Annotated in this window: 17 protein-coding genes and 1 tRNA gene; 6 read left to right on the top strand and 12 right to left on the bottom strand. The window is 40.0% G+C overall.

Annotation, left to right across the window (positions count from 1 at the left end; genetic code table 11):
- The first annotated feature begins 343 nt into the window (after positions 1–343).
- The 4 genes from AAHB15_RS12020 (at position 344) to AAHB15_RS12035 (ending at position 3,314) form a co-directional block, all read left to right on the top strand.
- Positions 344–1,033, top strand: a complete 690-nt coding sequence (locus AAHB15_RS12020; RefSeq protein WP_144566208.1) for an MgtC/SapB family protein — start codon at positions 344–346, stop codon at positions 1,031–1,033.
- An 81-nt stretch (positions 1,034–1,114) separates the two neighbouring features.
- Positions 1,115–1,187: transfer RNA gene (locus AAHB15_RS12025), tRNA-Ala, on the top strand.
- Between the two features lie 262 nt (positions 1,188–1,449).
- Positions 1,450–1,779 carry a DUF485 domain-containing protein gene (locus tag AAHB15_RS12030; RefSeq protein ID WP_335574010.1) on the top strand — a complete coding sequence of 110 codons (330 nt, stop codon included), beginning with the start codon at positions 1,450–1,452 and terminating at the stop codon, positions 1,777–1,779.
- Positions 1,776–3,314 (top strand): solute symporter family protein, encoded by a 1,539-nt coding sequence (locus AAHB15_RS12035; protein ID WP_335574009.1) that lies wholly within the window; start codon positions 1,776–1,778, stop codon positions 3,312–3,314. Before AAHB15_RS12030 ends, AAHB15_RS12035 begins: the two co-directional genes overlap by 4 nt.
- A gap of 218 nt (positions 3,315–3,532) precedes the next feature.
- On the opposite strand, the gene AAHB15_RS12040 is transcribed toward AAHB15_RS12035, so the two are convergent.
- The gene (locus AAHB15_RS12040; RefSeq protein ID WP_335574008.1) at positions 3,533–4,948 is read right to left on the bottom strand and encodes a DEAD/DEAH box helicase; all 1,416 of its coding nucleotides are present in this window, start codon (positions 4,946–4,948) and stop codon (positions 3,533–3,535) included.
- Between the two features lie 192 nt (positions 4,949–5,140).
- Here AAHB15_RS12040 and AAHB15_RS12045 point away from each other — a divergent pair, with 192 nt between their 5' ends.
- Positions 5,141–5,713, top strand: a complete 573-nt coding sequence (locus AAHB15_RS12045; protein ID WP_335574007.1) for an RBBP9/YdeN family alpha/beta hydrolase — start codon at positions 5,141–5,143, stop codon at positions 5,711–5,713.
- 155 nt (positions 5,714–5,868) lie between these two features.
- Positions 5,869–6,753 (top strand): selenium metabolism-associated LysR family transcriptional regulator, encoded by an 885-nt coding sequence (locus AAHB15_RS12050; RefSeq protein ID WP_335574006.1) that lies wholly within the window; start codon positions 5,869–5,871, stop codon positions 6,751–6,753.
- A 43-nt stretch (positions 6,754–6,796) separates the two neighbouring features.
- On the opposite strand, the gene AAHB15_RS12055 is transcribed toward AAHB15_RS12050, so the two are convergent.
- The 11 genes from AAHB15_RS12055 to AAHB15_RS12105 all read right to left on the bottom strand — a co-directional run bounded on the left by AAHB15_RS12055 (position 6,797) and on the right by AAHB15_RS12105 (position 19,568).
- The gene (locus AAHB15_RS12055; RefSeq protein WP_335574005.1) at positions 6,797–8,305 is read right to left on the bottom strand and encodes an acyl-CoA synthetase; all 1,509 of its coding nucleotides are present in this window, start codon (positions 8,303–8,305) and stop codon (positions 6,797–6,799) included.
- 245 nt (positions 8,306–8,550) lie between these two features.
- Positions 8,551–9,447, bottom strand: coding sequence for an intracellular short-chain-length polyhydroxyalkanoate depolymerase (gene phaZ / locus AAHB15_RS12060; protein WP_342042444.1), 897 nt, complete (start codon positions 9,445–9,447; stop codon positions 8,551–8,553).
- A complete protein-coding gene (locus AAHB15_RS12065) occupies positions 9,447–10,457 on the bottom strand; it encodes a 3-oxoacyl-ACP synthase (protein ID WP_342042445.1) in 1,011 nt (336 codons plus the stop codon). Before AAHB15_RS12065 ends, phaZ begins: the two co-directional genes overlap by 1 nt.
- Before the next feature lie 17 nt (positions 10,458–10,474).
- Positions 10,475–10,654 carry a 4a-hydroxytetrahydrobiopterin dehydratase gene (locus tag AAHB15_RS12070; protein WP_144566217.1) on the bottom strand — a complete coding sequence of 60 codons (180 nt, stop codon included), beginning with the start codon at positions 10,652–10,654 and terminating at the stop codon, positions 10,475–10,477.
- 12 nt (positions 10,655–10,666) lie between these two features.
- A complete protein-coding gene (locus AAHB15_RS12075) occupies positions 10,667–11,665 on the bottom strand; it encodes a branched-chain amino acid ABC transporter permease (protein WP_342042446.1) in 999 nt (332 codons plus the stop codon).
- On the bottom strand, positions 11,662–12,531 hold the full coding sequence (locus AAHB15_RS12080; RefSeq protein WP_144566219.1) for a branched-chain amino acid ABC transporter permease: 870 nt from the start codon (positions 12,529–12,531) through the stop codon (positions 11,662–11,664). Before AAHB15_RS12080 ends, AAHB15_RS12075 begins: the two co-directional genes overlap by 4 nt.
- Positions 12,532–12,547: 16 nt before the next feature.
- A complete protein-coding gene (locus AAHB15_RS12085; RefSeq protein ID WP_342042447.1) occupies positions 12,548–13,255 on the bottom strand; it encodes an ABC transporter ATP-binding protein in 708 nt (235 codons plus the stop codon).
- Positions 13,233–14,006: an ABC transporter ATP-binding protein gene (locus tag AAHB15_RS12090; protein WP_342042448.1), complete on the bottom strand. Its 774-nt coding sequence runs from the start codon at positions 14,004–14,006 to the stop codon at positions 13,233–13,235. The genes AAHB15_RS12085 and AAHB15_RS12090 overlap by 23 nt, the downstream gene beginning before the upstream one ends.
- 86 nt (positions 14,007–14,092) lie before the next feature.
- Positions 14,093–15,277 (bottom strand): substrate-binding domain-containing protein, encoded by a 1,185-nt coding sequence (locus AAHB15_RS12095; protein ID WP_342042570.1) that lies wholly within the window; start codon positions 15,275–15,277, stop codon positions 14,093–14,095.
- Positions 15,278–15,459: 182 nt separating this feature from the next.
- A complete protein-coding gene (locus AAHB15_RS12100; RefSeq protein ID WP_335575396.1) occupies positions 15,460–18,708 on the bottom strand; it encodes a BTAD domain-containing putative transcriptional regulator in 3,249 nt (1,082 codons plus the stop codon).
- A gap of 107 nt (positions 18,709–18,815) precedes the next feature.
- Positions 18,816–19,568, bottom strand: coding sequence for a glucose 1-dehydrogenase (locus tag AAHB15_RS12105; protein ID WP_342042449.1), 753 nt, complete (start codon positions 19,566–19,568; stop codon positions 18,816–18,818).
- Between the last annotated feature and the right edge of the window lie 62 nt (positions 19,569–19,630).

The raw sequence follows: 19,630 nt of genomic DNA on the forward strand, positions 1-19,630 counted from the left end.
TTATTGTTTGTTGACGTTTTTGTTTGTTTAGTTTTCAAAGAACAATTATCTTATTCATATTTGTATCGCTCAAAAGCGACTTCACTAATGTAACATGTTTCCCGACTCAATGTCAACAACTTTTAAAATTTCTTTTTTCGTTGTTTGACCGTCTCGCTGAGGACGAGAATTAATATACCATGATAAATAAATGTTTGCAATATAATTTTTAAACTTTTTTAAATCTAATCAAATAATATTGAAAAAGTAAGATGGTCTTATGGTCGGGACTTTCAGTTCTTCCCTTTACACCCTTATATAGTTTAAAATTAAAATACAACTTGAGTATTGGAAGTGAATTTTTATGAATACGGCAGATACGGATATATTGATTAAACTAGGAATTTCTGCAGTGTTTGGACTTATTATTGGTCTTGAACGAGAACTTAAAAGGAAACCAGTAGGCCTTAAAACAAGTCTCGTTATCTCAGTGGTAAGTTGTTTACTTACCATTGTTTCAATTCAGTCAGCGTATATGTTTCCAAACTCAGATAATGTGAAAATCACGATGGATCCGTTGAGATTAGCAGCACAGATTGTTTCGGGGATTGGTTTTTTAGGTGCCGGAGTTATATTAAGAAGAGGAAACGACAGTATCTCTGGTTTAACAACAGCAGCGATGATTTGGGGAGCTGCAGGTATTGGTATTGCAGTAGGGGCCGGATTTTACATCGAGGCGTTTGCCGGTGTAGCTCTTTTGATTATAAGTGTTGAATTAGTTCCTTTTTTAATGAAACTATTTGGTCCAAAGCAATTACGGGAAAAAGAAATTAATCTTCAATTATTTATCAGGGACCAGAAACAAATTGAGCCAGCTATATCTTTTTTAATGGGTAAGAAATATATTATCCGCCGGCTGAGGATTAAAGATTTGGATAATGGAGACCATCTAGTCCAAATCCTAGTTGCCGTGGATTATCGAGAAAAAACAACAGAGGTTTATGCTGCTGTTTCTGAATTAAATGGCGTGAAAAAAGTGGAAATTGAGAGTTAAAATAAAAAATATCATATTCTTTAAATTTCCACTTGCAAGATTTTTATAAGACAGATATAATTCTTCTTGTACCACATAAACGGGGGCTTAGCTCAGCTGGGAGAGCGCTTGCATGGCATGCAAGAGGTCGTCGGTTCGATCCCGATAGTCTCCATATTAAAAAACTCTTTGCGAAAGCAGAGAGTTTTTTTTATTTTGTGCTAACTATACTTTTCCAAAAATAGTAAAAAATTACTATTTTTTATATTTTCGCTTGCTTATTTATTTTTATTGTTACTATAATTAAAAATGAAGTTGTAATTTTAAGAAAAATCTGTTTTTAAAGAAGGGAGGGACTTTCTACTCTAGCTTCGTTTTTTGTTATACCATATACACCCTATGTCATGCTTATATGTAAATGAGAGGGGGGCTTCCCATTGGAGGCAAGGAAAACAAAGATCAATTCTGAAAGCGATTACACGACTATTGTTCATTCAGCTGCATTTCAAAAATTACTCTCCGAAAAGAAAAAGTTTATTATTCCAATCACGATCTTCTTCTTTTGCTTTTATTTTGCACTGCCTATTCTCACTTCCTATTCAACCATCCTAAATCATAAATTTATCGGAAGTATTACCTGGGCTTGGGTCTTTGCATTCCTACAATTCGTTATGACGTGGGGATTATGTATGCTTTATTCAAAAAAAGCAGCTAAATTTGATGCATTAGCAAATGAAGTGGTCCAGAAAGGAGGAAAGAACGAATGAATACTCCTGCATTTATCATGTTTCTTGGCATTGTTTTCGTAACATTAATCATTACCTACTTCGCTTCTAAAAAAACAAAGAATGCAAGCGAATTTTACACAGCAGGAGGGGGACTAACAGGCTGGCAAAATGGCATGGCCATAGCTGGGGATTATATGTCAGCAGCATCATTCCTTGGAATTGCCGGAGCAGTCGCCTTAACAGGGTTTGACGGATTTTTTTATAGCATTGGTTTTCTAGTTGCCTATTTAGTCGTTCTTTATTTGGTAGCAGAACCATTAAGGAACCTGGGGAAATATACTTTTGCAGATATGATTGCAGCACGTTTTGATGCTAAAAAAATACGCGGGTTCGCAGCTATGAATACAGTAGCCATTTCTATTTTTTATATGATTGCCCAACTTGTCGGAGCAGGTGCACTTATTAAATTATTATTAGGTTTAAACTACACAACCTCCGTTTTAATTGTTGGGGTCTTAATGACCGTTTATGTTATTTTTGGCGGAATGCATGCAACAAGCTGGGTCCAGATTATTAAAGCCATTCTATTAATGGGCGGTACTTTCTTAATCTCGATTATTGTGTTAGCGAAGTTTAATTGGAGTATCACTGATATGTTTGATCAAATGAAAACAGCTACACCTTTAAAAGAATCTTTCTTAAATCCTGGAGTTAAGTACAAAATCGGTCTTGATACCATCTCATTAAACATGGGGTTAGTACTCGGTACTGCCGGGCTGCCGCATATTCTCGTCCGTTTCTTTACGGTAAAAGATGCAAAAACAGCCCGTTCGTCTGTGGTGTATGCAACTTGGATCATTGGAATCTTTTATGTCATGACCATTTTCCTCGGCTTCGGTGCAGCAGCGTTTGTTGGAAATTCCGAGATTATTGCTGCTAACCCTGCCGGCAATATGGCCGCACCTCTTTTAGCCAAAGCGATTGGCGGTAATATGTTGTTTGCTTTTATCTCCGCTGTCGCCTTTGCAACCATTCTTGCTGTCGTGGCAGGATTAGTGTTAACCGCAGCGTCTGCCTTTGCCCATGATTTCTATAATGAAATTTTACGAAAGGGTAAAGCATCTGAAAAGCAGCAGGTTAGTATGGCTCGCTGGGCTGCAATCGGTGTTTCTGTCATTTCCATTATTTTAGCTTTAGGTGCTCAAACACTAAATGTAGCCTTTCTTGTCTCGCTTGCATTTGCCGTGGCAGCAAGTGCAAATTTACCGGTCATTATTTACACCATTTATTGGAAACGTTTTAATACTACCGGTGCAGTTTGGGCAATGGTCATTGGACTGATTTCAGCGATAGGATTAGTTCTTATTAGCCCGAATGTTTTCAGCCCTGAAGCAGGAAAAGCCATTTTTGTCGGGAATCCTATCTTCCCTTATACTACTCCGGGGATTGTTTCGATTCCACTTGGATTTATTGCCGGGTATGTAGGAACTATTTTTTCTAGACAAAAAGCAGATGTGAAAAAGTTTGATGAAGTGCTTGTAAAATCCAATACTGGAATTGGAATTCAAGGATAAAACAAAAGCGCAAGCGCCTTGATCAGCCCCGACAAGCATAAGACGAACCGGCCGAAAGGTTGCTTTTTAACCTTTTGGACGGATTGGCTTATGACCTCGAGGGGCTAGGCGCTGGAGCTGGACGCTTCTAAACCTGTAAATTATCCACAAGTAGTAAACCTATAATTTCCTTTACCATAACGGAGAGGGGCTGATCATGGATCAGCCCCTCTCTTTTTCTATCGCTTCCCTTTACTTCTAGATGGTGCTGTCGGTTTACCGCTTCCGCGATTGGATTTGCTGAAAGCAGAGTAGTTAGCCCGTTTCCCTTGACTATCTCTTACCCCACTAGCTTTCTTCGGTGTCTCCTTCTTAGGACCTCTGCTTGAACCCTCCGACCTTCTGTCATTCCCGCTTTTAGCCCTATTACGATCTTTTGAATCTCTATTCTGCCTTTCTCTTCCTTGACCACGTTTTTCTGTCGATGGATTACGCCGCCTTGCCGCGATGCCCTCTTCAGAATTCTCTTTTTCTTTATTGCCATTCCCATCATTTTGTTTTGGAATGGTTATAGATAGTTCTTTTTCAATTTGATCAAGTGCGGGCCTGTCGGCCGAGGAATAGAATGTTACTGCCAGTCCGGTCATACCTGCTCTGCCTGTCCGACCGATCCGATGGACATAACTTTCAGAATCCTGCGGTATGTCATAGTTAAAGACATGGGTAATTCCCTCAACATCCAGACCTCTTGCCGCGACATCCGTTGCGACCAACAATTGTATCTCAGCCTCCCTAAAGCGTTTCATGACCTGTTCCCGTTTAGACTGAGAAAGGTCTCCATGTAACTCATCACATGAAAAACCATGGGCCTTTAGTGCATCGTACAATTTACTGACCCTGCGTTTTGTCCGGCAAAAAATAACCGCTAAGAAGGGGCGATAAGTTTCAATTAAATCAATGAGTGATGCTTGTTTTGCTCTGTCGGTAGTATGAACCGCCATTTGCTTTACACTTATGGCAGGGCCCTGTGTTTTTTCAATCTGAATATATTCAGGTCTCTGCATATGCTTTTCTGCTAACTTTCTTACTTCTGGCGGCATGGTAGCTGAAAACAACAAGGTTTGCCTAGTATTTGGTGTTTCCTTTATAATTTCCTCTACCTCACTAAGAAAGCCAATGTGGAGCATTTGGTCAGCTTCATCTAATACAAGGAAATCTGTTTCACCCAAGCGTACTGTCTCTCTACGAATATGATCTAACAGACGTCCAGGTGTTCCCACTACAATTTGCGGATTTCTTTTTAATTTTTTTAACTGTTTATCAACGTCTTGGCCTCCATAGACCGCTAATACAGCTAAACCTTTTATATTCTCTATTAATTTCTCAATTTCCTCTGTGATCTGTAAAGCCAATTCCCTTGTTGGTGCAACTATAAGTGTCTGTATGTGCGAAGCATTTCGGTCTATTTTTTCAAGAATGGGCAAGATAAAGGCAAAGGTTTTACCTGTTCCCGTTTGTGCCTGGGCGATTACATCTTTCCCGTTCATCACCAATGGAATGGCCTGTTTTTGAATCGGTGTGGGAACCACGACACCGTAAGCGCGTAATTGATCCGTTAACTCTTTAGATATGCCTAGCGATAAGAAATCTGACAACAAATACCCCTACTTTCTAATTTACCTATTCACTAATATTGATTGTTTATCGTGGTAATTGCAAATATACATCCTTTTTTGAAACTAATTAACCATCATCTGTTGTAATTTTGGCTTAAAAACATTATAATTTTTAGAAATACCAACTTAATCAATCGGAATAATGTATATTTAATTTAATGGAGGGGTATGATGAGTCAACAACATTTTCTTATTATTCATGGGTTAGGCGGGAGCGGCCATGACCATTGGCAAACGTGGCTGGCGGACACTTTAACGGAAAAAAATTATCCAGTGAGTTATCCAACCTTTTCCACTTTTCATGCACCAAATCTAAAGGTTTGGTTAAAGGAATTACATCAGACGATGGAAACGATACCTGCCAATTCAGAACTTACCATTATCACACATAGTCTAGGCTGCCTACTTTGGCTTCATTATGCAGCCACTGCAACCAAAAAGTTAGCTAAGCGTGTAATCCTAGTTGCGCCGCCATCTCCAACGATCACACTTAAGGAGGCAGCATCTTTTTTTCCTGTACCTTTAACTAGCAGCCATTTAACAAGGACAGCAGAGGAAATATTGTTTATCCACTCAAATAATGATCCTTATTGCAATATGGAGGATGCGGGAAACTATTTAAATCTAGATCATCCTTCTATTGTCTTACCTAATGCTGGTCATATTAATCCGGCATCAGGTCATGGAAAGTGGCCATCAATACTTGATTTATCTCTAACACATAAAATGCCAATACTCAATTAACGCAGCGGAGTGATGTTGATCCATCACTCCTTTTTTGTACGCATATAAATTTAAAAGTCCAGGTTCACTTATAGATGTGTATTTATGGTAAGCTACTATTTATCTAGATCACCTATCATCCACCATCGATTATATCAATTTAAGGAGAAGATTTAATGGATTTACACCAACTCTATGTATTTACAAAAGTTGTTGAACATAAAAGCTTTTCCAAAGCGGCAGAAGATATCTTCTTAAGCCAATCAACGGTCAGTTCACATATACAAGGACTCGAGAAAACGCTGGGTGTGAAATTATTTGATCGTGTGGGCCGAGAAAGTATCCTTACTCCACATGGGGAACGGTTGTATCATTGGGCCCGTCAACTTTTACTTATTAAAGATCAGGCCTTGCTTGATTTAAAGGAGGGCATGACATCCCTTCGAGGAATGATTCGAATTGCAACAAGTTCTGTTCCTGGACAGTTTATGGTTCCGAAAATGATCAAACAATTTAGAGTGCAATACCCTGAGGTCATCTTTCATATCAACCAGTCTTCATCAAAACATGTTGTCGAAAAAGTCCTAAATGGTTCAGTTGACTTAGGGTTATTAGGCCAGAAATTCGAGGACGATAAATTACGCTACATACCATTATTAAAAGAAAAACTAGTCCTCGTTACCTCTAATGAAATCAGGATAACCGAACCAGTAGAAATAAATGAAATCTTACAATATCCTTTTATCATGAGGAATTCTGATTCAGGAACGAACGCTTTATTAGAAAGGTTTTTGAAAAAAAATAAAATTGGCAAGGACCAATTAAATATTGTTTCCTATATTGAGGACGGACAGAGTTTAATACAGATGGTTATTGAAAATGTCGGCATCTCCATCATATCAGAAGTAGCTGCGCGTGAATATTCCCGCCATCACATGTTGAAGATGTATAACATTCAGAACTTTGATGACGAACGATATTTTTATCTTGTCTATAATATTAATAAAACCCAATCGATTGTCTCAAAATTATTTATTGAAGGGGCAGCTGAATTAGTATAATTTCTGAATTCGATCTTGAACACAAAATAACAAGGGAAGAAATTTATGCTCTCCCCTTGTTTATAGCCATCTCCTTTAATTTGTTTTTATCTATTTTCCCTACGTGGGTTTTAGGCAGTTCCTTTAAGCGAATAAATTGTTTAGGAATTTTATAACGTCCTAACTTAGACTCACAATAATTTCTTAATTCTTCGTCCTCTATAGTGTAAGAGCTTTTTAGAGAGATAAAGGCAATTACCATTTCACCCCATTTTTCATCAGGGAGTCCAATGACGGCAGCTTCGTTAATCGCAGGATGATCGGCAAGCCAATGTTCTATCTCAAGTGGATACACATTTTCTCCTCCGGTTATGATCATATCCTTTTTCCGGCCGACAATATAAAAATAACCATCTTCATCCCGCTTGGCTAAATCACCGGTATAAATCCAGCCCTCCCTCATCGTTTCCTGCGTAGCTTGTTCTTGATTCCAATAAAACGAAAATGAATGTTTTCCTTTGATTATTATTTCTCCAACTTCGTTTGCCTTAGTCTCACAACCATCCGCTTTTACCAATTGGACCGAATTAAATAACATTGGCTTCCCAACCGAACCCCGCTTGATTTTTGCATCCTCGGGGCTTATATAAAAATTATTCGGCCCTGCTTCTGTTAAGCCATATCCTTCTTTAAAGGCTAACCCTTTTTTATTAAAAGCTTCGTAAATTAAGAGCGGGCAGGGGGCTGCTCCTGATAAAAAGACCTTCATATCTGGGAAACTGCACTCTTCGAACTCTTTCGTTTGAATCAATGTATGGTACATAGTTGGTACGAGAAGAACAATTGTACATCGATATCGTCGTAAAGATTCAACTGCCTTCGCTCCAGAAAAACTGTCCCCTATTACGACGGTTCCGCCACTCATCAAAATCGGAATGCTCAAGGCATTTAATCCTCCAGTATGAAACATTGGCAAATAGGTAATCGTTGTATCATCCATCGATAAACTCCAACTGACAATCGTGTTAATTGAATTCCAAAGGATGGCACGATGACTTAATACTACACCTTTTGATTTGCCGGTGGTTCCGCCCGTATAAATCATTGCCAATGGGTCTGTTTCCGAAAATGGCGTTTTTGAAATTTTATTGATGGGATAGGAGACTATCCTTTCATAACTCGTCTCTCCTACTAAAAAGGAGCTCAAGCCTTCGCTTGTTAATTTTGGAGTGAGCATTTCAAAATTTTGATGTATCCCTATTAAAATAGGCGAACAGTCCGCTAAGATGGCCCTTAATTCATGCTGTGATAACCGCCAATTCAAAGGTACAAAAATGGCGCCTATTTTTCCGCAGGCAAATAATAAATCGAAATGGCTAATATGATTAGGCGATAATAAGGCGATCCGATCACCTTTTCTAATGCCGCGGGCATAAAGCCAGTTTGCAGTTGCACATGCTCGCTCATTTAATTCTGAAAATGTCCAGGTTTTGTTAGTTTCCTCATCGATAATGGCATTCTTTCTAGGCGTTAATCTTGCTCTATGCTCCAGCCAATCCATTTCCCACCTCACCGAATAATCGCTCCTTCTCCACTAAATAAGATAGCTCTATTTTATCGGTTTTTGGTTACATTGGAGTTACAAATTGGTTTTATTAACAAATTTTCAGTGGATATTAACAAAATATCGAGTTTAGTAACAATTTTTCATTGGATATTAACAAAATTTTAGCTTTATTAACAAATTCCTTAAAGATATTAACAAATTACAAAAAACGACCCAATTAGGGCCGTAACTTGATCTAACATCTTCTCAGGCTATTCATCCAAAAATTGCGTAATAGCTGATAATAACTGCGGCAAATCATCCACCAGAGGAGAATGCCCGCAATTCTTTAATTCGATAAACCTCGCTTTACTACCTAAATCCTGTAGAATTTCATTGGTCATTTCTGCTGTTACCACATAATCCCTTTCTCCCCGCAATACCAGGACAGGAACATTAATGTCATCCACTTTTCCATTTCCTTCAACAAGCCCGTTATGATGATGACTGATATTAAAGGTATTATTGGAATGATGGACCTCTGCTAGATTGCGCTGCGTTCTCATATCCTGCAGATACTCCTCATAAAGTTCTGGTGCCGGTTGATTATGGGTATAAATCACCGCATTCCAAATTAACTTCAATAATTCCGTATTATTCGTATCATAAGCCGTCTGCACTGGAATCGTTTTAGATACATCTTTTTTAATCTCTTCATGTAAAGCAAAGCGACGCGGTTCGTCATTTTCATGTAGTTTACCGTCAAACGGATAGCCTCTCGTTGATTCGGATGCTAATAAAATCAGCTTGTTACAATAGCCTGAGTAATCAGCAACAAATTGCATCGACACTGCCCCTCCTGTTGACCAGCCCACAATGGCAAAATCCTTTAAACCAATCGCATCAACGAATAACTTCACATCATCGGAAAAATCTTTAATCGACGTAATTAGATTGTTATAAGTTGACTGGCCAAAGCCTCGTAAATCAACGGCATACAGCTTATATTTTGCATCGATATTTTCATAAACTAAATCCCAGTGCTTTGATGATGTCATATTTCCATGAATCAATAAAACTTTTTGTTCCCCGCCCTCTCTTTCTCTATAGGCAAGTGTCTCTCCATTCGATAAATGAACGTTCTTCATCGTTACGTTTACCACTGCCATCACCCTTTCCCCCATTTAATGGTCGTCGCTCCCCAGGCATATCCGATACCGGCACTTACGAGCACCACGAGGTCTCCATCCTTTACTTTCCCATCTCTGAGAGCAAGCTCCAATGACAAAATCTGATCGATTTGACCGATATGACCATAATCTTCGAGATATATAGATTGTTCAGAGGACAACCCCAATTCTTTTAAAACATATTCATGGGCTGATTTTTTCATGTGAAGAATCGCTAAATAAGAGATATCACTCACAAGATAACCACTTTTCCGTACAGATTCCCTAATCACCTTCAAAAAGTTAGCCATTGACTTTTGTTCAAGACGAGACTTCATTCCCTCTGGATCGAGAACATCGAGCCTATTAAGCCGCTGTTCAAGGGCTTCCTTCGTCAGCGGATTCTTTGTTCCGCCTGCTACAACCACCACATCCTCTGAAAAAGAACCATCTGTCATCAGCTCTGTTTCTAACAAAACATTTTCACTATGATTCTTTTTCAAAAGAATGGCTCCACCACCAGCACCAAGATTATACATAAAACGGGTCCTAGGATTCTGATAATCGATAAAATCGACGTTACGATAACCGCCTGCAAGCAAGACAGTCTGAATTCCAGAGTCGGCAATCATCAGACTCTTGGCCAATTTTAAGGCCATAACGGTCGTACCGCATCTTAATGCTGCATCAAATGCCCAGGCATTTAGTGCCCCAACCTCTTGCTGAAGCTTGATTCCCGCTGTCCATAGCGGATATTCCTTATGCTCCTCCCCAATATAAATGACAAGGTCAATATCCATGGGATTAATCCCGGCTTTTGCTATCGCCCGTTTGGCTGCGATAATCCCCATTTCACAGGTATGGTCATGTGCTCCTGGAACATACTTTTTCTTTATACCCATTTTTTCTTCCACAACATGCAGAGGGATACCTGCCATTTGGGCAATCTGTTTACCCGTCACATAATCCTCTGGCAGATAGATTCCTGTACTAAGAATCCCAATATTCAATGCTGCACCTCCTAGGCTTACACTTGTTCCGCCATTTCCTTCATATATTCCATCGCTTCCTCAAAACTTTCAAATAATGTTTCCCTTTCCAGTTGGACATGTGTAACTTTGATTCTCCAATGTTTTTTTGCAGTGTCTTTTTCAACCGCTGCCAATTGAAACCGGACGACGAAGGAAGCAATCTGATTACTCTCCATTAGTTCCTCCCTCTATCCTGCCACTTTTTCTTTACTTTTTACAGCAGTCTGTTTTTTTCGTTTCCACGGATAGGTGCTTAACGTCCCCACAATTCCTTTTGGGAAAAACATCACGACTAAAATATAAATAATGCCGAAGAAAATAATCCAGCGTTCAAAGATGACATGCTCCTTAGCAAGTGCAGTCAGCCAGTCATGGGCAAATTCAATTAACCCCGCCCCAATGATGGCCCCGACTAATGTTCCAACCCCGCCAATAATCGTCATTAACAACGCGTCTAACGTAATATCCATGGAAAACACACTGGTATTCACAAATCTTAGCGAAATGGCATATAAAATCCCCGCTATCCCAGCGATCACCCCGGAAACGACACTCGCCGCAATTTTATAATGCAAAACTTGAAACCCGAGTGATTCGGTTCGTTGTTCGTTTTCCCTGATGGCTTGGAGCACCCTGCCAAGCGGAGAATTGGTAAACCGTTTTAAGAATAAAAATATTGCCACCATGAGGCAAAGGCTGAGCCAATAAAAATGAGTCCGATCGATAAACAATTCAGGAACGCGGAAAGTAAATCCATCGTTTCCATATGTCATGGACCGCCATTTTTCCGCCAGCACTAAAAAGAGCCCCGAAAGCGATAAGGTTAACATGGCGTAGAAATGACTTTTTAGACGGAGAGTCAACAGACCGACAATAAAGCTTACCAACCCGGTAAGAACAATCGTCGACAAAACCGATAGGAAAAAGTAAGTCATCGTCGGTTCAAATTTTTTCATAAAAATCCCGATTGAATAGGCTCCAATCCCAAAAAACATCGCATGACCAAACGAAACAATGCCAGTAAAACCGATTAACAAATCATAACTCATCGCAAAAATAGCAAAGACAAATATTTGGGTTAATAAGATGAATAGATTTCTAGACTCATAAACAAATGGCAGCAGGATAAGAAAGGCTGCGATGACTAAAATAAAAGCAGTCATTTTATTTCCTTGGATCAATCTCATCTTCTCACCCCTCCCGCACCAAATAAGCCCTGGGGCCGAATAATTAACACAACTGCCATTAGAAGCATATTGACCGCCAGTGATAAATCCGGGACATAGTACGCCATGAATGAACCGGATAATCCTACTAAAATAGCTGCAAAAACGGAGCCCTTAAAATTGCCCATGCCCCCAATCACAACGACAATAAACGCTAAAATGGCAAATTCCATTCCCATTCCAGCATGGATCACACCCGAATAGGGGCCGAGCAGTACACCGCCAAGTGCCGCCATACCTGCACCAATCATAAACACAAACATAAACACCTTTTGAATATTTATCCCGAGTGCTTGAACCATTTCTTTATTCATCACACCCGCCCGGACAACAAGGCCGACCTTTGTGTTTTTAAGGATATATTGAACAGCGGCAAAAATAAACAAGCCAACTAAAATAATAAAGATCCTATATTTAATAACAATGACCCCGCCCAGTTCCCAGCTGCCCTTTAAATAATCTGGAGGCGAAGCCGTTAATTGATTCGGTCCCCAAATAACCTTTAACATTTCTGATAAAACAAGCATAAGACCAAGTGTAATTAAAATTTGCTGCACATGATTTCCGTAAACGGGTTTAATGATCCATTTCTCGGTGATGATGCCAAGCAAACAGCCCGTAATGATGGCCCCGGCAATGCCAATGATAAAACTCCCTGTCTGCTGATAAACCCATAGTCCGCTATACGCCCCCCAGGCAAACAGCCCGCCATGGGCAAAATTCAGCACATCCATCAAACCGAAAATTAGCGTTAACCCCGCTGCAAGTAAAAAGATCAGCATCCCCGTTGCCAGGCCATTTAAGGTTAAATTGATGATTAAGTCCATTTGACGGTCCTCCTTTCTAAGCGATGCCTAAATATTTTCGTTTCATTTCTTCATCTTCTTTTAATTGCTTCATGGTGCCATTATTTACTGTCCGCCCATCATCAATAATGTAAAAACGGTCACCAATTGTGCTCGCCATCATAAAATTCTGCTCCACTAAGACGATGGTTGTTTGATTCTTCATTTGTAAAATTGACTCCATTACTTTCTCAACAACAATGGGTGCCAATCCCTTGCTTGGCTCATCAATTAACAACAATTCATTCTCATTTACATAAGCTCTAGCAATCGATAACATTTGTTTCTGCCCGCCGCTTAAATAGCCGCCGGGTTTTTTCCAAAACTTCTTTAGGTCCGGGAACAATTCTAGAATCCAATCCATTCGTTTCGCTGTTTCCTCGTTTTCTTTTTGAATCGCCACTTTCATATTTTCTTCTACCGTTAAACCCGCAAAGATTCCCTGATCTTCCGGGACATAGCCGATCCCCTTTTTAGCAATCGTATAGGTTGGAAAGGCTTGTATTTGTTCTCCCTTAAAGGTAACGCTGCCTTTTGATGCAGGATTTAATCCCATAATCGTGCGTAAAGTGGTTGTTTTTCCAGCCCCATTTCTTCCAAGCAGAACTGTAACTTCGCCTTTCTTAACGTCAAAAGATATCCCTTGGAGAATATGATATTGACCAATATGTGTCTCTACTTGATCAAGCTTCAACAGGTCGCTCATCCAAATGACCTCCTAAATAAGCAGACTGAACCGTTTCATTTTTCATAATTTCTTCAGGGGTTCCATCGGCAAGCAGCCCTCCGTTAAATAAAACCATTACGGAATCCGATAAATCTAAGATCATATCCATTTTGTGTTCGATGAGGAGTATGGTCCGGCTGCCTTCATTCTTTATTCTTTTGATTACTTCTAAAATAGCAGGCACTTCCTCTAACGACATACCGGCTGTGGGTTCATCGAGTAAGAGGACCTCTGTTTCAAGTGCCAGCAGCATGGCAATTTCAAGCTTCCGTTTCTCACCATGGGCCAGGTTGATGGCAAGCGAATTCTTTTTATCATCTAGGAGGACCAGCTTTAGCCATTCCAACGCCTTCTCTTCAAACACCCGGTATTTTTTATGATGAAACAGCATCTGGTAACGAACTCCTGCTTGTGATTGAACAGCTAATCTGACATTTTCTAGTACGGTTAGATTCGGAAAGACATTGGTAATTTGAAAGGAGCGTCCAATCCCTGTTCGCGTCCGGGCTGTCGGGGAGAATTTGGTAATATCTTTTCCTCGATAATAGATTTTTCCGTTTGTTGGAGTTAATTGGCCGCTGAGAAGATTAAAAAAGGTCGTTTTTCCGGCCCCGTTTGGTCCAATGATCGACATAAAATGTTTTTCGGGGACGACAATGCTGACAGAATCTACAGCTGTATGACCGCCAAAGGTAATTGATAAATCTCTCGTTTCAATAAGAGTTGACATACTTTCACCACCTGATTTTTTAGCGTTAGAAAAAGGTAAGAGGGTGACCTGGTATAACTTGGTCGAACCCTCCTGTTTTTTAAATTCTACTTGTTCCGGATTGGTGGAGCTGTTTCCTCAGGAGTTAGTTCTCGAATCAGAACTGGAACTGGGTATGGAACACCATCCTTCTTTTCCAATTTAATGGCATACAACGATTGCAGGGCTTGGTGGTCTTCTTTCCGGTAGGTCATTTTCCCTTTTGGTGTCTCAAAGCTCATCCCTTCCATTGTAGTGATTAATTTGTCAGCATCGGCGTCCCCATTGGTCTTTTTCAATGCCTCAACAATGGAAATCGCCGCACTCATGCCGCCAGGCGTAAATAAATCAGGCACGTCACCGTTAAACCGCTTTTTATGTTCTGCAACAAGCCAGTCATTAATTTTGTTTTTTGGCAGGTCATGGTAGTAAACGGTAAAGCCTTCCATCCCAATCAGCGGCTCCATTGTGGAAAGAGCAGCAATATCTGGTGCACCAGTTGAAATCTTAATGCCCTTTTCTTGGACCCTCATGTCCGAAAGCTGCTTCCATGGAGAGTTTGCTCCGGCCCAGACGACAAATAAGTAATCAGGCTTAGCATCGATGATTTTTTGAATATTCGAAGTAAAGTCTGTAGCAGCAGGATCTGCATATTCTTCTTTTACAATTTCAGCTCCGAGCTTTTTCGCCGCTTCCTTAAATGCTGCCACCCCATCACGGCCAAAAGAATAATCCGGTGCAAGGGTTGCAATCTTTACTCCCTTTTTAGCAATTGCCGCTGCACCAGCAACCGCGTCTTGTGAGGAGTTACGAGCGGAATGGAAAATATATTTATTAAATTCTGAACCGGTAATACTATCAGCAGCAGCCGGTTCAACGACCATTACTTTTTGATATTCTTCTGCTAGTGGTAAAACAGCTAACGTATCGGCTGAGCTTGATGATCCGACTAAAAAGTCGACATTATCTTCTTCTAATAGCTTGGTAGCTTTTTGAACAGCGACCTCCGGCTTTGTTTCTGTATCCTCTACTATAAATTCAATCTTTCGGCCGGCCACTTCACGTTTACCGTCTGTTGCATAATCAAGTCCAAGCTCAAAACCTCTTAATGTTTGTTTTCCATATGCCTCAAGAGCACCTGTCTTTGAGGCAAGGACGCCAATTTTAATTGGCTCTTTTTTATCTGTGTTGGTGCCTCCCTTTGATTCTGAAGATGATTTGTCCGAGCTGCAAGCGCTCGCAAAGACCATCATAAAAATAAGTAAGCCTAATAATGCCCATTTCCCTTGATACCCCTTCACACTTTTTCCCCCTTAATATGTTTTCAACAACCTGTAAAGCTTTAAATCTATGATAGGAGATAATAGTTACAGAAGAGTTACAAATAGAAAAGCGGAAGCGCCTTGACCAGGGGACGCAAAAAACAGCCCTAATCCTAAGGCTGTTCAATCGAATTTAAGATACTTTCGGATTCAATGATCATTTGATACATATGCTTGGTTGGTTCTAATGGAGTGACACCGAGTTCTTCCTCGAGTACTTCTTTACATCTTTGATACCACTTCATTGCTTGCGGGCGGTTATTTTTTCGATAATAACAGTACATTAATAAGCGGTAGGCCTCTTCCCAGGTTCGGTCCCGTTCCAAGATTCTTTCACACCAATTTATTGCAGCTTCATATTTTTCAGATCGTACCATCAACTGCGCCATTTTCTCCGCACCCCGTAAAAAATATACGGCCATGCTCTCTCTTTTACTAATACACCAATCATCATAACGACGGTCTGGAAGATAATCACCATGATAGAACGATAATCCTCTCTCTAGGAATGGAATAGCCTTCTCCGGTCTGTTTTCTTCTAGTCCAGCTTCAATTAATTCTTTAAATTGAGTCGTATCCATTTCAATGACTGCATCCGGGTTTAATCCATAAAACATCCCTTCTCTAATCACGAAAAAGGGTGCGGCACGTGCCTTACGGTGCGGTTCAAGCACATTATGAAGGCAATTAAGTGCTACTTTAAAATCACGGTCCCCACTTTTTTTCTCCTGATTAGGCCAAAGGAGCCCAATAATTTCATCCTTGGTCATTAAATCGTTTACCGTAATCAATAATTGAAAAAGCTCCTTTGCCTTTTCTCTTTGCCATTCTTTGTCGCCCACCTCTTTTTCACCAAGCCATAATTTGAAATGCCCCAATGTCTGAACTCGGATGGAATAACCCGGATGAGCATCATATTCAGTTATTCCCATATCCTGCAGGATTTTCTTGACATAGGATGATTGAATCTCTTCTTTCAAACATGTAATTAACAGTGGCACATAGATTTGTAAATCTCTCGGGCTAAATAGTGTCCTTTTGTGAAAAAAGAATTCATATTCGTGAATCTGCACTAAGTTTAAAAAGGCTTTTATTGCTTCTTTAAACAAACCTGGCTGTTTTTCAAGGTAAAAGACGTAGGCAAGCCAAAACTTACCTAACATTTGTCCATAGCAATCCTCACATCGCTCAAAAAGTACCTCTGCTCTTCTTAGGAAATCTAGTGCCTTAGGAATCCGCTCATTATATATACAGGCAATTCCCATACAAAGGGTTATAAGTGATGAAAGCCACACGTCATGGACCTTTTCAGTTTCCTGTAGGGCTTTCTTTCCGGCCTCTAACCCCCGCTCCAATTCCCCCCTAGTCCCGTACAAAATACACAAGCCCATCAAGGGCTCTGCTTTCCCTCGGTCAACATGGATTTGTTCCATGATTTCTAAAGCGGTTTGATAGCAGTTCTCTGCTAAACTCGAATCATACTTATTCAATATTTGTACGGCATGCCCCATGCGAATCCAACCGCATGCCTCCACATATGGGGCTTTATAGCTGATCCCCTGCTGAATCCCTGCTTGGGCTAGTTTCTTAGCTTTAAAGCCTTCTCCCATAAAGGCTTCGATTAAAGCGAGTAATAAGTCGGTTTCGCGGTGGGATTGCGGCAATGTATTGACAGTTGAATCCTTTAATTCTTCTTTTTTTAGGAGAAGGACTTTCTTTGCAGCCTCAAAACGGCCCGTTCTTAAGTATAATCTGGCTTCTAAATTCGCATCAGAAAGAGATATTTTTGCTTCCTTAGCTTTTTGTATCCATTTTTCCGCTTCTCGAGCTTTACCAGAGTTTAGTAGATTCTCAGATAACAATTGATATAATTTCCCTTTATCGTAATCTGCTCCCGGCCGTTTTTCCCGCTGAAAAATCGCCTCATATAAAAGTTTTTCTGCATGTTGAGGCTGTATGGTATCGAGGAATATCTTTGCTTTTCCTTCTAACGCCAAGCTCATTCCAAGATGATCTTGTGTTTTTTCCGCACCAGCATAGGCCTTATCGTAACATTCCTGTGCCTCCTGATAGTGTGATCGATAGCGATGAATTTCCGCTTTTAAATACCAGAGAAGATAATAAGTCTCCATGTCTTCTTCTGATAGGAGGATTAATTGATCGTACAAGCTTTCCAATTTTCCACTTTCGAGCATCCGCAGACCATTTTCTTGTAAAATAGAACAGATTGCCTTGTGATGATTAATTTTTTTATAATGATGAAGCGCTTTCTCCCATTGTTGTTTTCGCTCATAATAACGGGCGCAGCGTTCGTGGAGACCCATATAGGCAGTCACATTATTTTTTTGAAAAATATCTTCAAGGAATTCTTTGAATAAGGCATGGTAACGATAATGGGTTCGCCCAATCTTTTGGATAAATAAATTGCGGTCTTTAAGCTGCTCAAGTAAACTTGAGGCTCCGTTAAGTCCAATCACTTCATCACAAATTTCTTCCTCAATTTCCTCAAAGATGGAAGTTTGCTCGAGAAATTGTTGAATCATAGGCGGCTGTTTCGAAAAGACTTCCATGACTAAATACTGAAAAAAATCTTGGAGAGATTGAGAGGAATGTTTATAAATCCTAGGTTTGTCGTTTTGTAATGGTATTTGCGTGGCAATCATGCAAAGGGCAATGATCCAGCCCTCTGTTATTTCATATATGGAATGCAGATACTCTGCCTCAATCTCTAATCCATAAAGATCAGTTAACAATAATTCCATTTCTTCCATCGTTAAAACTAAATCTTCCCTTTTTATTTCTAATAATTGGCCGCACACCTTCATTTTGGTTAAATGCCTCCAGTGAGGACGGCTGCGGCTCGAAATAACAATATGTAAATTAGCTGGGATATGCTCTATCAGTTTTTCCATCCAACTATTAATCGTATAAGAATGTTCAATTTGGTGAAAATCATCCAAGATAAGCGTAATCTCGGCATTACACTCGAGAATTTCGTTAATAAAAAGGGAACATAAACTACTTAATTCCTCTTCACGGATATAACGTTCCATGTTGTCCATATTGGCGGATAACTTTGTTCCAAAAGAAGGCTCTACCTGTTGTATCGTTTGTACCAGATAGGATAGGAAGGTCAGGATGTCATCATCCAAGGATGAAATAGAGTACCAGCATCCCTGCTGCTTTTCATCCCTCAAAAATAATGCGAGTGCCGTACTCTTTCCAAAACCAGCTCCGGAATGAAGAAGAGTCAAAGGAAAATCAAGAATCGTTTTCAATTTTCGAGTAAGCTGTGCCCTCCTAATAAAATCATCCTTTACAACAGGGATTCGCAGCTTTGATTGAATAATTGGCAGCTTCATCTTCAACCCCCTTCCATTTTTCTTACTATTCACACTATTTTACCATATTTAGAACAAGCAAGGTAACCTTCTTTTATGTAGTAATCTTTAACGAGTCTTATTTAGATTCATTCCTCTACATAAATCATTTTTCTGGTCATTCCTCCGTCGATCACTAAATTAACGCCAGTCACAAAATCATTATCAGGATTCGTTAGATAGAGGCAGGCACGGGCAATATCACTAGGTTTGCCGACACGTCTTGATAAATGCTGTTCATGATCAGCATGTGAAAGTTCAGCCTCATCACCATTATGGATCCAGCCCGGAGAGATTGCGTTAACGGTTATTCGATCTTGACTAAATGAAGCAGCGAGCGCATGCGTAATCGCGACAATTCCCCCTTTAGAGGCTCCATACGCTTCGGAGTTAGGCTCTGACATTAAGGCACGCGTTGAAGCAATGTTCACAATCGCACCGCCAGTTCGATTTTCTCTCATATATCGGGCTGCTTCCCGTGAGCAAAGGAAAACACTGCGTAAATTGGTGTTCAGACAATCGTCCCACTCCTCAATTGTTACATCATAAGGAGATTTAAATACACCTTTTCCGGCATTATTGATTAGGATATCGATTCTTCCAAATGTCTGGTTTGCCACTTCAAACAAGTGAATAATGTCCTTTTCGTTTCGGACATCTGTTTTTACAAAAAGTGCCTCTCCACCCTGCTTTTTAATTTCAGTCTCCGTTCTTTCTCCGGTTTCAGTTTCTACATCTGCCAAAATGACTTTTGCACCTTTTATTGAAAAGGCAGCAGCTACTCCACGGCCAATTCCTTTCGCTCCACCTGTTACCACGACAACTTTATTAAGAAAATCCACTTATTTTTACCTCCTTTGTTAATCCTTACCTTTTCTTTATAGCATAGTCAGAAATATAGACA

The sequence above is a fragment of the Bacillus sp. OTU2372 genome (assembly GCF_038440275.1).
GTDB classification, from domain to species: domain Bacteria; phylum Bacillota; class Bacilli; order Bacillales; family Cytobacillaceae; genus Neobacillus; species Neobacillus bataviensis_B.

Coding starts and splice junctions, on each gene's coding strand:
- AAHB15_RS12020 (WP_144566208.1), top strand. CDS start 344: ATGAATACGGCAGATACGGATATATTGATTAAACTAGGAATTTCTGCA.
- AAHB15_RS12035 (WP_335574009.1), top strand. CDS start 1,776: ATGAATACTCCTGCATTTATCATGTTTCTTGGCATTGTTTTCGTAACA.
- AAHB15_RS12045 (WP_335574007.1), top strand. CDS start 5,141: ATGAGTCAACAACATTTTCTTATTATTCATGGGTTAGGCGGGAGCGGC.
- AAHB15_RS12050 (WP_335574006.1), top strand. CDS start 5,869: ATGGATTTACACCAACTCTATGTATTTACAAAAGTTGTTGAACATAAA.
- phaZ (WP_342042444.1), bottom strand. CDS start 9,447: ATGGCAGTGGTAAACGTAACGATGAAGAACGTTCATTTATCGAATGGA.
- AAHB15_RS12070 (WP_144566217.1), bottom strand. CDS start 10,654: ATGGAGAGTAATCAGATTGCTTCCTTCGTCGTCCGGTTTCAATTGGCA.
- AAHB15_RS12075 (WP_342042446.1), bottom strand. CDS start 11,665: ATGAGATTGATCCAAGGAAATAAAATGACTGCTTTTATTTTAGTCATC.
- AAHB15_RS12080 (WP_144566219.1), bottom strand. CDS start 12,531: ATGGACTTAATCATCAATTTAACCTTAAATGGCCTGGCAACGGGGATG.
- AAHB15_RS12085 (WP_342042447.1), bottom strand. CDS start 13,255: ATGAGCGACCTGTTGAAGCTTGATCAAGTAGAGACACATATTGGTCAA.
- AAHB15_RS12090 (WP_342042448.1), bottom strand. CDS start 14,006: ATGTCAACTCTTATTGAAACGAGAGATTTATCAATTACCTTTGGCGGT.
- AAHB15_RS12095 (WP_342042570.1), bottom strand. CDS start 15,277: ATGATGGTCTTTGCGAGCGCTTGCAGCTCGGACAAATCATCTTCAGAA.
- AAHB15_RS12100 (WP_335575396.1), bottom strand. CDS start 18,708: ATGAAGCTGCCAATTATTCAATCAAAGCTGCGAATCCCTGTTGTAAAG.